The 14,255-nt window shown below is 43.3% G+C and carries 15 protein-coding genes and 1 riboswitch; all 15 genes read left to right on the top strand.

Annotated elements, in window-relative coordinates:
- The first annotated feature begins 109 nt into the window (after window positions 1–109).
- The 15 genes from IEV18_RS05795 (at window position 110) to purH (ending at window position 14,238) form a co-directional block, all read left to right on the top strand.
- Window positions 110–619: a DUF2179 domain-containing protein gene (locus IEV18_RS05795; protein ID WP_268235412.1), complete on the top strand. Its 510-nt coding sequence runs from the start codon at window positions 110–112 to the stop codon at window positions 617–619.
- Between the two features lie 132 nt (window positions 620–751).
- Window positions 752–997 carry a hypothetical protein gene (locus IEV18_RS05800; protein ID WP_188391441.1) on the top strand — a complete coding sequence of 82 codons (246 nt, stop codon included), beginning with the start codon at window positions 752–754 and terminating at the stop codon, window positions 995–997.
- A gap of 47 nt (window positions 998–1,044) precedes the next feature.
- Window positions 1,045–2,235, top strand: coding sequence for a winged helix-turn-helix domain-containing protein (locus IEV18_RS05805; RefSeq protein ID WP_188391442.1), 1,191 nt, complete (start codon window positions 1,045–1,047; stop codon window positions 2,233–2,235).
- Window positions 2,219–2,587, top strand: coding sequence for a class I adenylate-forming enzyme family protein (locus tag IEV18_RS05810; RefSeq protein WP_308421546.1), 369 nt, complete (start codon window positions 2,219–2,221; stop codon window positions 2,585–2,587). The genes IEV18_RS05805 and IEV18_RS05810 overlap by 17 nt, the downstream gene beginning before the upstream one ends.
- A 95-nt stretch (window positions 2,588–2,682) precedes the next feature.
- A riboswitch (purine riboswitch) is annotated at window positions 2,683–2,780 on the top strand.
- 157 nt (window positions 2,781–2,937) lie between these two features.
- Window positions 2,938–3,429: a 5-(carboxyamino)imidazole ribonucleotide mutase gene (gene purE, locus IEV18_RS05815; RefSeq protein ID WP_188391443.1), complete on the top strand. Its 492-nt coding sequence runs from the start codon at window positions 2,938–2,940 to the stop codon at window positions 3,427–3,429.
- The gene (purK, locus tag IEV18_RS05820) at window positions 3,416–4,549 is read left to right on the top strand and encodes a 5-(carboxyamino)imidazole ribonucleotide synthase (RefSeq protein WP_188391444.1); all 1,134 of its coding nucleotides are present in this window, start codon (window positions 3,416–3,418) and stop codon (window positions 4,547–4,549) included. Before purE ends, purK begins: the two co-directional genes overlap by 14 nt.
- Window positions 4,542–5,846, top strand: a complete 1,305-nt coding sequence (gene purB / locus IEV18_RS05825; RefSeq protein WP_188391445.1) for an adenylosuccinate lyase — start codon at window positions 4,542–4,544, stop codon at window positions 5,844–5,846. The genes purK and purB overlap by 8 nt, the downstream gene beginning before the upstream one ends.
- 1 nt (window position 5,847) lies before the next feature.
- Window positions 5,848–6,558: a phosphoribosylaminoimidazolesuccinocarboxamide synthase gene (gene purC / locus IEV18_RS05830; protein WP_188391446.1), complete on the top strand. Its 711-nt coding sequence runs from the start codon at window positions 5,848–5,850 to the stop codon at window positions 6,556–6,558.
- Window positions 6,555–6,809 carry a phosphoribosylformylglycinamidine synthase subunit PurS gene (purS, locus tag IEV18_RS05835; protein WP_188391447.1) on the top strand — a complete coding sequence of 85 codons (255 nt, stop codon included), beginning with the start codon at window positions 6,555–6,557 and terminating at the stop codon, window positions 6,807–6,809. The genes purC and purS overlap by 4 nt, the downstream gene beginning before the upstream one ends.
- Window positions 6,806–7,489: a phosphoribosylformylglycinamidine synthase subunit PurQ gene (gene purQ / locus IEV18_RS05840; RefSeq protein WP_188391448.1), complete on the top strand. Its 684-nt coding sequence runs from the start codon at window positions 6,806–6,808 to the stop codon at window positions 7,487–7,489. The genes purS and purQ overlap by 4 nt, the downstream gene beginning before the upstream one ends.
- Window positions 7,476–9,701: a phosphoribosylformylglycinamidine synthase subunit PurL gene (gene purL / locus IEV18_RS05845; protein ID WP_188391449.1), complete on the top strand. Its 2,226-nt coding sequence runs from the start codon at window positions 7,476–7,478 to the stop codon at window positions 9,699–9,701. The genes purQ and purL overlap by 14 nt, the downstream gene beginning before the upstream one ends.
- Window positions 9,677–11,119, top strand: coding sequence for an amidophosphoribosyltransferase (purF, locus tag IEV18_RS05850; protein ID WP_188391450.1), 1,443 nt, complete (start codon window positions 9,677–9,679; stop codon window positions 11,117–11,119). The genes purL and purF overlap by 25 nt, the downstream gene beginning before the upstream one ends.
- Window positions 11,112–12,128, top strand: coding sequence for a phosphoribosylformylglycinamidine cyclo-ligase (gene purM / locus IEV18_RS05855; protein WP_188391484.1), 1,017 nt, complete (start codon window positions 11,112–11,114; stop codon window positions 12,126–12,128). Before purF ends, purM begins: the two co-directional genes overlap by 8 nt.
- Window positions 12,128–12,703 (top strand): phosphoribosylglycinamide formyltransferase, encoded by a 576-nt coding sequence (gene purN, locus IEV18_RS05860; RefSeq protein ID WP_188391451.1) that lies wholly within the window; start codon window positions 12,128–12,130, stop codon window positions 12,701–12,703. The genes purM and purN overlap by 1 nt, the downstream gene beginning before the upstream one ends.
- Before the next feature lie 2 nt (window positions 12,704–12,705).
- The gene (purH, locus tag IEV18_RS05865; RefSeq protein WP_188391452.1) at window positions 12,706–14,238 is read left to right on the top strand and encodes a bifunctional phosphoribosylaminoimidazolecarboxamide formyltransferase/IMP cyclohydrolase; all 1,533 of its coding nucleotides are present in this window, start codon (window positions 12,706–12,708) and stop codon (window positions 14,236–14,238) included.
- The last annotated feature ends 17 nt before the right edge of the window (window positions 14,239–14,255 follow it).

A 14,255-nucleotide genomic window follows, 5' to 3' on the forward strand; every position in this document is an offset into this window, starting at 1 on the left:
AACAGAAATGGATTCTTTTTTCATTTATTTGATGCATGATCAAGTCAGATGAAACGCTTGATAAATAAGCATTCAAAAGTAATCAAAAGTTTTCTATGAATAATTCAGGATTAATATTGTTTACGTGACGTTATTTACCGTTCGCATGATTCTTACTTTAAAAGGATTGCGTTACGTTGCAGCTTTCGTCAGTATGATTGAAGTAATAATTTATGTCGTCGGATTGGGCCTTGTCTTGGATAATTTAAATGAGATCCAAAACCTTATTGCTTATGCTATAGGATATGGGATCGGGGTAGTAGCCGGGTCCTTGATCGAAGAAAAACTAGCTTTGGGATATATCACTGTTCATGTCGTATCTACAAATCCGGATCTTGCGTTTACAAGAAAAATACGGGAGAAAGGATATGGAGTTACGAGCTGGTCTTCCTATGGAATGGATGGTGACCGGTTATCGATGGAAATACTAACTCCAAGAAAGTACGAATTGCGTCTGTACGAACTGATCCAGGAAATAGACCCGAAAGCATTTATCATTTCCTATGAGCCGAAGCGGATTCATGGCGGCTTTTGGGTGAAACAAGTCCGTAAAGGAAAATTAATGAAAAATAAAGATTGATCATCTGCATACGGTTGGAGACAGCGCTTCAAAACATATCCTTCCTGTCCCTTCATAAAATATAATAAGGTTCAAAACTTTTTAAAAATTATGGTAAAATAAAACTGATTAATTGGAAGGAGGGAGTAATGGATGAAAAGTAGTTTTCCGATTATCCAAAGTCAATTTGCTCCACCGCCAATTAGACAAAAGTTCATTCAGCGAAGCCATGTAAATAAAAAGTTGACAACGGTAACCGAATACCCTTTGACGATCGTTTATGCCGGGGCCGGGTATGGCAAAAGTACGGTCTTATCATTGTTTTTTCAACGTGCAAAGACAGCAGTCTCTTGGTATACAATTGCCAAAAATGATGATGATATTACCCTTTCATCCTGAAATTGATATATGCGCTGAAAACAGCGTATCCATCCTTTGGCGAAGTGTTGCTCGGAAATATAAAAAACGCTTCCCAATATTTCTCTCTTGAGCAAATTTCCCACATAGCAGCATCGTTTATTAACGAAATGATGGATTTTCGTGAGGAAACGATTATTGTTTTAGATGACTACCATCATGTCGCCCACTCCATTGAAATTGAACACTTCCTGTTATTTTTAATCGAACATATGCCAACAAATCTCCATATTGTCCTTTCCACCCGCAGGAAACCAAAATGGGAAAGTTTGTCTAAATTGCGGGTTCAAGGGGACGTTTTGGAAATTTCCCAATACGACTTAGTATTTTCTCCAGATGAAATGACGTACATTTTAGAAGAAATATACCAAATTCCTCCGACGAAACAGGAAATTTCAAAGATATACCAAATAACCGAAGGCTGGGCGATTGCCTTTCACCTGATTGCCCAGCAAATAAAAGCCGGAAATTCCCTCCACGTCGTTTTGAACAACCAAAAAAAATCATTGAAAGATCTATTTGACTATTTGGCAACGGAAGTTTTATCCCGGCAGTCTTTTATCATCCAGCAATTTCTAATTCAGTCGAGCATTTTAGACTATTTGTCTCCTGAATTATGTGATGAAATACTTGAAATTAACGCATCAAATGAAATTATAAAAGGCTTAATTGACCAAAATCTGTTTATCGTTGAAGGAGACAATGAATATTACCGTTATCATGCCCTTTTTAAAAGATTTTTAGTAAATATGTTAAAAAGGGATGAAGCTGAATATGTAAAACTTCATCGGCGAGTTGCTTTTTACTATGAACGGAAGGGAAATACGGAGCAGGCAATTTACCATTTTATGAAAATCGAAGACTTTGGCAAGGCATCGGTCCTGCTTTCAAAATTTGGCAAGGAAATGTTAGAGTCCGGGAGATTGCAGACATTATATGATTTGCTGCAGAACATCCCGATACGATATAAACAGGAATTCCCCATTCTTTTTTACTATCAGGGGGAGGTTGAGCGGTATCGGTCCCGGTATGAAAATGCAAAGGAAAATTACGAAAAAGCATTCGAACGGACGGAGGATTCCTACCTTGCCAGTGTAGCTCTGGAGGGGATAGCAAGAATTTATTTAGATACAATTCAGCCGGATCAACCGGCAGGAAGAAACAGCGGATACGCTGAAGAACGGCTGGGTTTATACGGGAGATTTGGCGAAACAGGATGAGGACGGTTACGTCTATATTGTCGGCAGGAAAAAGGAAATGATCATTACCGGAGGGGAAAACGTCTATCCTCAGGAAATTGAATTTTGGCTATCGGAACATGAGGCAATTGAAGAAGCAGCGGTTATTGGATTGCCGGATGATTTATGGGGTGAAGCGGTGACAGCGTTTATCGTCGCAAAGGGAATATTGGAACAAGACGAATTAAAAGAATATTGCCGGAAGAAGCTCGCTTCCTATAAAATTCCGAAGCATTTTATTTACCTCGAAGAGCTTCCCAAAACAGAAGTTGGAAAAATTAATAAAAAGGAATTGGCAGCCACTGGCATAAAACAATTAAAGATAAAATCGTAATATTTCCGTTAAATCCGAACAATAAATTTGGTAACGAATTAAATGTTCGTTTTTAATTGACATACAACGATGCAATTGTTATGCTAAAATCAACAATAGCATATAGCCTTTTACCTCATATAATTCTGGAATATGGCCAGAAGTTTCTACCTAGCACCGTAAATGCTGGACTATGAGGGAAGATGATTTCCTGTTCTAACCTTCCTAGTGTGTGAGACGGAAGGGTATGTCGATGTTGTTTCGTGTTTTCTATTGTCTATCGAATCTATTCATCTTTCCTCATTTTGGAAAGGGGAATAGATTTTTATTTTGGGAAAAATATAGATAAATCTTATGGAAAGAGGGATTGAATGGCTCAAGTAGGCGTCATTATGGGAAGTATTTCAGATTGGGAAACGATGCAGCATACATGTTCGGTTCTGGAAGAATTAGGCATACCGTATGAAAAAAACGTGATTTCTGCGCATCGCACCCCTGACGACATGTTTCAATATGCAAAAACTGCCCGCGAGCGGGGTTTAAAAGTAATTGTTGCTGGAGCGGGTGGAGCTGCCCACTTGCCGGGAATGGTAGCATCACAAACAACATTGCCCGTCATTGGGGTACCAGTCCAGTCGAAAGCGTTAAACGGGTTAGACTCCCTGCTGTCCATTGTACAAATGCCGGGCGGGGTTCCAACAGCAACTGTAGCGATTGGCGCTGCCGGGGCGAAAAATGCCGGAATTCTCGCGGCACAAATTATCGGGACATTTGATGCTCAAACAGCTGAAAGACTGGAAAACTACCGTGCAGCAATGCGGGAAATGGTGGAAGAAATGAGGGAAGAACTTGGGAAAAAATAAGGCAGTGCTGCCTCCGCAAACGATCGGAATTATCGGCGGAGGTCAATTGGGCAGGATGATGGCATTCGCTGCAAGAGAGATGGGTTATCGCATCGTCGTCTTAGATCCGACTCCAAATTGTCCGACAGCTCAAGTTGCCGATGAACAAATTGTTGCTCCTTATGATGACGAGTACGGCATTCAGCGGCTGACGGAATTAAGCGATGTTGTCACGTATGAATTTGAAAACGTCGATTTAGAAATGGCTTCCTTTATTGAGAAGCAGGGGAAACTTCCGCAAGGCGCTTTTCCGCTGGAAATTACGCAAAACCGGGAAAAAGAGAAACGTCTGTTAGAAGAATTGCAGCTTCCTATTCCAATGTTTGCCATCGTACATAATGGCGAGGAACTGGAAAAGGCACTGGCGGATTTCTCCTATCCTGTCGTCGTTAAAACATGCCGCGGCGGTTACGACGGAAAAGGACAGTTGAAATTAGATTCGGAAGACGATATCCCGGCCGTGAAGCAATTTGTTGATGAAGCGGAACATTGCATTGTTGAGGAATGGATCCCTTTTGAGAAAGAAGTATCTGTTGTTTTTACAAGGTCTCAAGCGGGAGAAATTACGTTTTTTCCATTGGCGGAAAATATTCATAAAGATCATATTTTGTTTCAAACAATTGCCCCCGCGCGGGTTAGTACTGACGTTCAAAAGAAAGCGTATGAGGCAGCCCGGTTAATTGCTGAGAAAATCGGTGTGGTCGGCACTTTTGCAGTGGAGATGTTTGTGAAAGAAGGAGATATTTTTATTAATGAAATGGCTCCTAGACCCCATAATTCCGGACATTACACGATCGAAGCATGCAATGTATCCCAGTTTAAGCAGCATATTCGTGCTATTTGCCAGCTGCCGCTAATGGAAATTGACATGGTTAAGCCGGCGGTGATGCAAAATATTCTCGGGGAAGATATGCCCTTCGTTTTAGAAAAGATGATTCATGAAAAGGATGGAATTGTTCATCTGTACGGCAAAGAAGAAATAAAAGAAAAAAGAAAAATGGGACATATTACTATTGTAGGAACTTCATTGGAAAAGATTATGGAACAGGCAGATTCATGGAGGAGGCAGGATTATGATTGAACGATATACAAGGGAAGAAATGGGGAAAATTTGGACTGAAGAAAATAAATTTAAAGCGTGGCTGGAAGTAGAAATTTTAGCTTGCGAAGCTTGGAGCGAGCTTGGAGTAATTCCGAAAGAAGACGTCCGGACTTTACGGGAGCGGGCATCTTTCCAAATTGATCGGATTTATGAAATCGAAAAAGAAACCCGCCACGATGTCGTTGCATTTACCCGCGCCGTTTCCGAAACGTTAGGAGAGGAAAAGAAATGGGTCCATTACGGCCTGACATCAACGGACGTCGTTGATACTGCCCTTTCCTATTTGCTGAAACAGGCAAATGAAATTATTCGCAAGGACTTGCATCGATTTATTGAGATTTTAAAAAACAAAGCAATTGAACATAAACATACGGTTATGATGGGCCGTACCCATGGGGTTCATGCAGAGCCGACAACGTTTGGTCTGAAACTAGCCCTTTGGTATGAAGAAATGAAAAGAAATTTAGAGCGATTCGAATTAGCAGCAAAATATGTCGAATATGGAAAAATATCTGGAGCGGTAGGAACCTATGCCAATATCGACCCGTTCGTGGAAAAATATGTTTGCGAAAAATTAGGCCTTACTCCTGCTCCTGTTTCTACCCAAACGCTGCAGCGGGACCGTCATGCTGCCTATTTATCAGCGCTAGCACTGATTGCTACTTCTATTGAAAAATTTGCTACTGAAATTCGCGGGCTGCAAAAAACGGAAACCCGGGAAGTGGAAGAGCAGTTTGCAAAGGGACAAAAAGGTTCGTCTGCCATGCCTCATAAGCGGAATCCAATCGGTTCGGAAAACATGACAGGAATGGCCCGGGTCGTCCGCGGCTATATGATGACCGCTTATGAAAATGTTTCCCTTTGGCATGAACGGGATATTTCCCATTCTTCTGCGGAACGAATCATATTGCCAGATGCAACGATTGCCATCAATTATATGTTAAACCGTTTCGGCAATATCGTGAAAAACTTGACTGTTTTCCCGGAAAATATGAAACGGAATATCGATAAAACTCACGGTGTGATATTCTCTCAGCGGGTCTTGCTGAAATTAATTGACAAAGGCTTATCCCGGGAAAAGGCCTATGATATCGTTCAGCCGAAAGCGATGGAAGCCTGGGAAACGGAATCATCGTTTAAACAGTTAGTAGCACAGGATGAAACAATCAGCAAATGGCTATCGAAAGAAGAAATCGAGGATTGTTTTGATTATACGTACCATTTGAAAAATGTGGATTACATTTTTGACCGAATCGGTTTAGCGGAAGGTGAATAATTTGAAATCAACCTTATTGTATGAAGGCAAGGCGAAAAAGGTCTATTTTGTCGAAGGGGATTCAGAAAAGCTGATTTTGTCTTACAAAGATGATGCTACCGCATTTAACGGCAAAAAAAAATCAGTTTTTCCGGGAAAAGGGAAGTTAAATAATGAAATATCAGCAGCAATATTTGAATATTTGCAGGATCAAGGCATTTCCAGCCATTTTGTCCAAAAGCTGAATGAAACAGAACAGCTTGTCTATCAAACTGAAATTATTCCGCTGGAAGTCGTAGTGCGCAATATTGCAGCTGGAAGCATTACGAGACGGCTTCCAATCGAAGAAAAGACCGTTTTTCCTAAGCCGTTAGTAGAATTTTATTATAAAAGTGATATATGGGATGATCCTCTTATTAACGATGACCATGCCTGCATTTTAACAGGACTTTCCCTCCATGAACTGAAAGAGATAAAGGATAATGCTCTAAAGATTAATGATCAGCTGCGCAAGCTTTTTGCGGGAATAAATCTTACACTCGTAGATTTCAAGCTGGAATTTGGGAAACGGAAAAATACGATTATACTTGCAGACGAAATCTCCCCAGATACATGCCGGTTATGGGATAAGGATACGATGGAACCGCTGGATAAAGATGTGTTTCGCAAAGGTACTGGGAATTTATTGGAAGTGTATCAAGAACTATTAAACAGGTTGGAGGCAATTCGATGAAAAAGAAAGTGAAAGTATATGTATCTTTAAAACAAGGTGTGCTGGATCCGCAAGGCAAAACGATTGAGTCTTCTCTTCATTCTTTAGGTTTTAAGGAAGCGGCAAATGTGAGAGTGGGTAAAGTCATTGAATTTGAGATTGCTGAAAGTGCAGATTTGGAGAATCAGATTCATGATATGTGCAAGAAATTGCTGGCAAATCCGGTAATGGAAGACTACCGGTTTGAAGTGGAGGAGGTTGTACGCCCGTGAAGTTTGCTGTCATCGTTTTTCCCGGCTCCAACTGTGACCGGGATATGCACTATGCTGTAAAAGATGTTCTAGGGGCAGAAGCAGAATTTGTCTGGTACGAAGATGAGTGCGATTTAGAGAAATATGACGGGATTCTTATTCCTGGCGGCTTTTCCTATGGAGATTATTTGCGGTCCGGGGCTATCGCAGCAACGGCGGAGATTATGGAGCAAGTAAAGGAACAGGCGGAAAAAGGAAAACCGGTGTTGGGCGTTTGCAACGGATTCCAAATTTTGACCGAGGCGGGACTGCTGCCGGGAGCGCTGATGCGGAATAAAGATTTATCATTTATTTGCCGAAATCAGCGTCTCGTAGTTGAAAATAATGAAACGATGTTTACATCCCAGTACGGAAAAGGACAAATTGTGCAGTTTCCGATTGCTCATGGAGAGGGAAATTACTTCTGTGATGAAGATACATTAGCAGAATTAAAAAGAAATAATCAAATCGTCTTTACTTACGAATCAAATCCGAATGGTTCAGTGGAAAACATCGCTGGGATTGTGAATAAAGAAGGCAATGTTCTCGGCATGATGCCCCATCCGGAACGAGCTGTTGATAAATGGCTTGGCAGCGAGGATGGCATTCGTTTATTTCAATCGATACTGGAAAATTGGAGGAAGACCTATGTTGCAAACTGAGATTAGTCCGGAACAAATTGAAGAGCGGAAAGTGTACCGGGAAATGGGGCTTTCCGATGAGGAATATGAAAATGTGAAGAAAATTTTAGGAAGACGTCCTAATTTTACGGAAACAGGGATTTTCTCGGTTATGTGGTCGGAACATTGCAGCTATAAAACGTCCAAACCGTTATTGAAAAAATTTCCGACAAAAGGTCCCCATGTGCTGCAGGGTCCGGGAGAAGGTGCTGGAGTTGTTGATATTGGCGACAATGAAGCCGTTGTTTTCAAAATCGAGAGTCACAACCATCCGTCGGCAGTAGAGCCATATCAAGGGGCAGCCACCGGCGTTGGAGGGATATTGCGGGATATTTTTTCCATGGGTGCCCGCCCAATCGCTTCATTAAACTCTTTGCGATTTGGCAATTTAAATACAGAAAGAACGAAATATTTATTTTCCGAAGTAGTGAGCGGCATTGCCGGATATGGGAACTGTGTCGGAGTTCCGACGGTAGGCGGCGAAGTTCAGTTTGATGATTGCTACGAAGAAAACCCGCTTGTAAATGCCATGTCCGTTGGTCTGATTCGCCACGACGAAATTCAAAAAGGTCAGGCAAAAGGGGTAGGGAATACGGTAATCTATGCCGGACCGCCTACTGGAAGGGACGGAATCCACGGTGCCACTTTTGCATCCGATGATCTAGCAGAAGATGCAGATAAAGATCGTCCTTCTGTACAAGTCGGGGATCCTTTCATGGGCAAACTGCAAATCGAAGCTTGCTTAGAAGTGATAAAATCTGATGCCCTTGTCGGAATACAAGATATGGGTGCAGCCGGCCTTACTTCTTCCGCCAGTGAAATGGCCAGCAAAGCAGGTACCGGAATTGAGATGAATTTAGATTTAGTCCCTCAACGGGAAGAAAATATGACTGCCTATGAAATGATGCTTTCCGAGTCCCAAGAGCGGATGCTCCTCGTTGTGAAAAAGGGAAGAGAGCAGGAAATTATCGATGTGTTTACGAAATACGGACTAAAGGCAGTTGCAATTGGAGAAGTTATCGAGGAAAAAGTTTTCCGCATTAAACATCATGGAGAAGTGGTGGCAGACATCCCGGTAGATGCGTTAGCAGAAGATGCACCTGTTTATTACTTGCCGTCAGAAGAGCCTGCCTATTTCCGGGAGTTTCAGAAGATGGAAAATGCAATTCCGGAAGTCGAGAATCACGAGAAAATGCTTAGGACTTTGCTTCAGCAGCCGACGATTGCAAGCAAAGAATGGGTTTACGAAAAGTATGATTCGATGGTTCAAACCAATACGGTTGCAGGTCCAGGTTCCGATGCAGCGGTCGTTCGGATAAAAGGCAGAGATAAAGCGATTGCCATTACGACCGACGGGAATTCACGATACATCTATTTAGACCCGGAGACAGGCGGGAAAATTGCCGTAGCAGAAGCAGCCCGGAATATCGTTTGTTCGGGAGCAACCCCGCTCGCAATTACGGACGGACTAAACTTTGGCAATCCGACAAATCCGGAAATTTACTGGCAAATGGAAAAGACGGTTGATGGAATGAGTGCGGCTTGTGAGAAGCTGCAAACTCCGGTCATTGGCGGCAATGTCTCCCTTTATAACCAGTCGAAAGGGAAAGCAATTTTCCCTACGCCTATTGTCGGTATGGTCGGGCTAATTGAATCCCTCGAACATGTCACGCCGAGCTTTTTCCAAGAGGCAGGGGATTTGATTTACGTAATCGGAGATGCAGAAGCAGAATTTGGCGGCAGTGAATTACAGAACGTTGTCAATGGAAAATATGAGGGCAAAGCACCTGCCCTTGATTTAGATAAAGAAGCAAAAAGGCAATCCCAATTATTAAAGGCGATCAGGTCTGGTATCGTTGTGTCTGCCCATGATATTGCAGAAGGCGGTCTGGCTGTTGCACTTGCTGAGAAGCTTTTTTCCGGCAAGAATTTAGGAGCGGAAGTCGAACTTGCCGGAAATCCTACGGTTGAACTGTTTAGTGAAACCCAATCCCGTTTCATTGTATCGGTTAAACCGGAAAATAAAGATGCCTTTGAAGCAATCGTTGATGATGCAAAACAAATTGGTACGGTGACTGCAAGCGGCGAGCTTGTCATTCACGTGGACGGAGAAGAGGTAGTGAACCAATCTGCAGAACAGTTGCAAGCATTGTGGAAGGGAGCCATCCCATGCAGGCTGAAATCAAAGGAATAAATGAAGAATGCGGCATTTTTGGTATTTGGGGTCATGAAAAGGCTGCAGAACTGACATATTACGGATTACACGCCATGCAGCATCGGGGCCAGGAAGGAGCGGGCGTCGTTGTCAATGACGGCAAGCGTCTGAAAGGCCATAAAGGGCTCGGCTTAGTGAACGATGTATTTAAACAGATGGATTTTTGTGATTTTCCTGGGGAAGTCGCTATTGGCCATGTCCGTTATTCCACCCAAGGCGGAAAAGTAATCGAAAATGTCCAGCCGCTGCTTTTTCATTCGCAAAAAGGCGGGATGGCCCTTGCCCAAAACGGAAGCATCATGAATGCCTACCAGCTACGGGGTGAGCTGGAAGAGCAGGGAAGTATTATGCAAACCTCTTCGGATACAGAAGTGTTAGCCCATTTAATTAAAAAGGGCGGAAGAGAAGTGTCTGCGTCGTCCATTGCCGATGCATTAAATAAAATCGAAGGTGCCTACACCTTCCTTATTCTGACGGAGAAGAAAATGTATGCTGCCCTTGACCCGTCAGGGATACATCCGTTATCCATCGGCAGACTGAAGGATGCGTACGTCGTTGCATCGGAAACGTGCGCTTTTGACCAAATCGGCGCCGCTTTTTTAAGGGAAGTACTTCCTGGAGAATTAGTGACGATCAGCGATGAAGGAATTCAAACAGAAAGATTTGCCTTCCGTAAGCAGCGGAAACTGTGTGCCATGGAATATGTATATTTATCGCGGCCGGACAGTAATTTGAATCACGTTAATGTTCATACTTCCCGCAAAGAAATGGGAAAAGAATTGGCTAGAGAAGCTCCTGCCGACGCCGACATAGTCATTGGCGTGCCAGACTCGAGCATATCCGCTGCCATCGGGTATGCAGAAGAGATTGGACTTCCCTATGAAATGGGAATAATTAAAAACCGATACGTCGGGAGAACTTTTATTAAACCATCGCAGCAGCTGCGGGAACAAGGGGTAAAAATGAAATTATCCCCGGTCCGCGGAATTATTGAAGGGAAACGGGTTGTAATGATCGATGATTCCATTGTCCGCGGAACGACGAGCAAGCGGATTGTAAACTTATTAAAAGATGCCGGGGCGGAAGAAGTGCATGTGCGAATTGCCTCCCCGCCAATTCTTTACCCTTGTTTTTACGGAATTGATATGTCTACAAGAAAGGAATTAATTGCTGCCAACCATACTTTAGATGAAATATGCGACATCATCGGGGCAGACAGTGTAGCCTATCTTTCAGAAGAAGGATTGGAAAAAGCAATTGTAAAAAGCAAAACGATTCACCAAGGAATATGCACGGCTTGTATGACCGGAGAATACCCGGTGCCTCTCCCTGATGACGCATTTGATAAAGTGCGGGAGGAGACAAGTGCCAGCGGAAGGAGTGAAGGCAATGTCTGACGTCTATAAACAAGCAGGAGTAGATGTGGAAAAAGGGTATCAAGCAGTTGAACGGATGAAAAAGCATGTAAAAAAGACGCTGCGCCCGGAAGTAATGGGGGGCATCGGCTCTTTTGCCGGCCTGTTTGACTTAAGTTCCCACACTTTAAAAGAGCCGGTACTTGTCAGCGGTACGGACGGAGTCGGAACAAAATTAAAGCTCGCATTCCAGCTGAACAAACATGATACAGTAGGAATTGATCTCGTTGCCATGTGCGTCAATGATATTGTCGCCCAAGGGGCAGAACCGTTATTTTTCCTCGATTACATTGCCTGCGGAAAAAATGATCCGGAAAAAATTGAACAAATCGTTTCCGGTGTTGCGCAAGGCTGTGTCCATGCCAATACTGCATTAATTGGCGGGGAAACGGCAGAAATGCCGGGTATGTACGATGATGAAGAATACGATTTGGCAGGTTTTGCTGTCGGGATTGCCGATAAGTCAAAACTGATTACCGGAGAACATATTGAATATGGCGATATTGTCATTGGTATTGCATCGAGCGGGATTCATTCCAACGGCTATTCCCTCGTCAGAAAATTAGTCGAAGGCTTGGATCTTACGAAAACATATGAACCATTAGATGCACCGTTAGGGGAAGAATTACTAAAACCGACACGGATTTATGCGAAAGCTGTAAAACGAGTCGTCCAAAAATTCGAAATTAAAGGTATTTCTCACATTACTGGCGGAGGTTTCTACGAAAATTTTCCTCGAATGATGCCTGAAGGAATGGGTGTGCAAATTAAAAAAGGAAGCTGGCAAATTCCGGCAATTTTCTCCTTTTTGCAGAAGAAAGGAAATATTGCTGACGGAGAAATGTATGGGGTATTTAATATGGGGATTGGCATGGCGCTTGTTGTTTCGCCACAGGATGCAGACGGTGTTCTCCAGCTCCTAAAAGATGCAGGGGAAGCCGCTTACGAGATCGGGACGATTGTTCCAAAAGAAGGAGTGCATTTCATCTGATGACAAAGCCGAATATAGCAATATTTGCGTCCGGCACAGGGAGCAATTTTCAGGCCATTGCCGCTCATAGAAATGACTTGGCTGCAGAAATTGTTCTCCTTGTTTGCGATAACCCGGAAGCCCCGGTCATCGCAAAAGCGGAAAAGTTAGGAATTCCCGCCTTCGTTTTTCAGCCGAAATCTTACGCTAATAAAGAAGAATATGAATCTGAAATTCTCCGGGAATTGAAGAAAAAGAATGTTTCCTGGATTTTCCTTGCAGGTTACATGCGCATCGTCGGTCCAACTTTATTAAATCCTTATCGGGGGAAAATCGTCAATATCCATCCGTCCTTATTGCCGAGTTTTCCTGGGAAAGATGCGGTGGGCCAAGCGCTGGAAGCAGGCGTAAAATGGACGGGAGTAACTGTACATTACATTGATGAAGGGGTGGATACCGGTCCGATTATTGCCCAGGAACCGGTTCCGGTATTAGAAGAAGATACAAAAGAGATTTTGCAGCATCGTATTCAGGAATCAGAGCACCAATTGTATCCGAGAGTGATAAATCAATTGTTGTTACAAAGTGAGGGGTAACGATGAAAAAAAGAGCATTAATCAGCGTTTCCAATAAAGAAAAAATAGTAGATTTTGCGAAAGGCATTGCCGAATTTGGCTATGAGATTGTCTCTACCGGCGGAACATTAAAAGTTTTGCAGGAAGCTGGAATTCCGGCTATCTCTGTTGATGAAGTAACCGGATTTCCCGAAATGTTGGATGGGCGTGTAAAAACATTGCATCCGTTCATTCACGGCGGACTATTAGGAAGGCGTTCCAATCCGGATCATGTCAAACAGATGGAAGAACATCACATTGCTCCGATTGATATGGTTGTAGTTAATCTGTACCCTTTTAAAGAAACGCTGGAAAAAGCAAATGTTACAAAAGAAGAAATTATTGAAAATATCGATATCGGCGGACCGACGATGCTCCGGTCGGCAGCGAAAAACTTTGCTGACGTAACTGTTGTAGTGGACCCGAAGGATTATGACAGTGTTCTTGCTGCAATAGAAGAAAATCGCTTAGATGTAGCTTTTCGTGAAAAATTAGCGGCAAAGGTTTTCCGTCATACCGCTCATTATGATGCATTAATCGCCCAGTATTTCATGGAAGAAACGAAGGAAACTTTTCCGGAAACGTATACCGTTACTTACGAAAAAGTCCAAAATCTGCGGTACGGAGAAAACCCTCACCAGCAGGCGGCATTTTACAAAGACCCGGTTGTGAGCGGGATGAGCATTGCCAGAGCGAAGCAGCTGCACGGAAAAGAACTATCCTACAATAACATTCAAGATGCGAATGCTGCGCTAGAAATATTGGCCGAATATGAAGAGCCGGCAGCGGTAGCGGTCAAACATATGAATCCGTGCGGAATTGGCGTGGCGGAGACGATTGAGGACGCTTTTCAGCGGGCTTATAATGCGGACCCGGTGTCCATTTTTGGTGGAATCGTTGCCCTGAACCGGGAAGTCAATCAAGAGACGGCAGAAAAATTAAGCAAAATCTTTTTAGAAATTGTCATCGCCCCGAATTTTACCGAAGAAGCACTGGAAATATTGACTCAGAAGAAAAATATCCGGCTTCTTCAGCTGGCATTCTCGAAAGCAGAAAAGGAAAGTTTAAAACTTACGGCTGTCAATGGCGGTGTTCTTGTCCAAACAAAGGATCAGACGATCACACTCCCGGAAGACTGGATAGTGGCAACGGACCGGAAACCATCGGAACAGGAGATTGCTGATTTATTGTTTGCCTGGAAAGCAGTGAAACACGTCAAATCCAATGCGATCGTCCTGGCAAAGGATAATATGACGATTGGTATTGGAGCGGGACAGATGAACCGGGTAGGATCCGCAAAGATTGCCATTGAACAGGCAGGAGACAAGGCGAATGGCGCGGTCATGGCTTCGGATGCCTTTTTCCCGATGCCGGATACGGTTGAGGAAGCAGCAAAGGCCGGAATAAAAGCGATTATTCAGCCTGGCGGTTCCAAGCGGGACCAGGATTCCATCGATGTTTGCAACAAGCATGGCATTTGCATGGTTTATACAGGAATTCGTCATTTTAAACATTAGAATTAGCGGAATGATAC

This window comes from Compostibacillus humi, from assembly GCF_014637175.1.
Classification (GTDB): Bacteria; Bacillota; Bacilli; order Bacillales; family Amphibacillaceae; genus Oceanobacillus; species Oceanobacillus humi.

Bases quoted from the DNA above. Each gene is read 5' to 3' on its own strand.
- IEV18_RS05800 (WP_188391441.1), top strand. From the start codon at position 752: ATGAAAAGTAGTTTTCCGATTATCCAAAGTCAATTTGCTCCACCGCCA.
- purE (WP_188391443.1), top strand. From the start codon at position 2,938: ATGGCTCAAGTAGGCGTCATTATGGGAAGTATTTCAGATTGGGAAACG.
- purB (WP_188391445.1), top strand. From the start codon at position 4,542: ATGATTGAACGATATACAAGGGAAGAAATGGGGAAAATTTGGACTGAA.
- purS (WP_188391447.1), top strand. From the start codon at position 6,555: ATGAAAAAGAAAGTGAAAGTATATGTATCTTTAAAACAAGGTGTGCTG.
- purL (WP_188391449.1), top strand. From the start codon at position 7,476: ATGTTGCAAACTGAGATTAGTCCGGAACAAATTGAAGAGCGGAAAGTG.
- purF (WP_188391450.1), top strand. From the start codon at position 9,677: ATGCAGGCTGAAATCAAAGGAATAAATGAAGAATGCGGCATTTTTGGT.
- purM (WP_188391484.1), top strand. From the start codon at position 11,112: ATGTCTGACGTCTATAAACAAGCAGGAGTAGATGTGGAAAAAGGGTAT.
- purN (WP_188391451.1), top strand. From the start codon at position 12,128: ATGACAAAGCCGAATATAGCAATATTTGCGTCCGGCACAGGGAGCAAT.
- purH (WP_188391452.1), top strand. From the start codon at position 12,706: ATGAAAAAAAGAGCATTAATCAGCGTTTCCAATAAAGAAAAAATAGTA.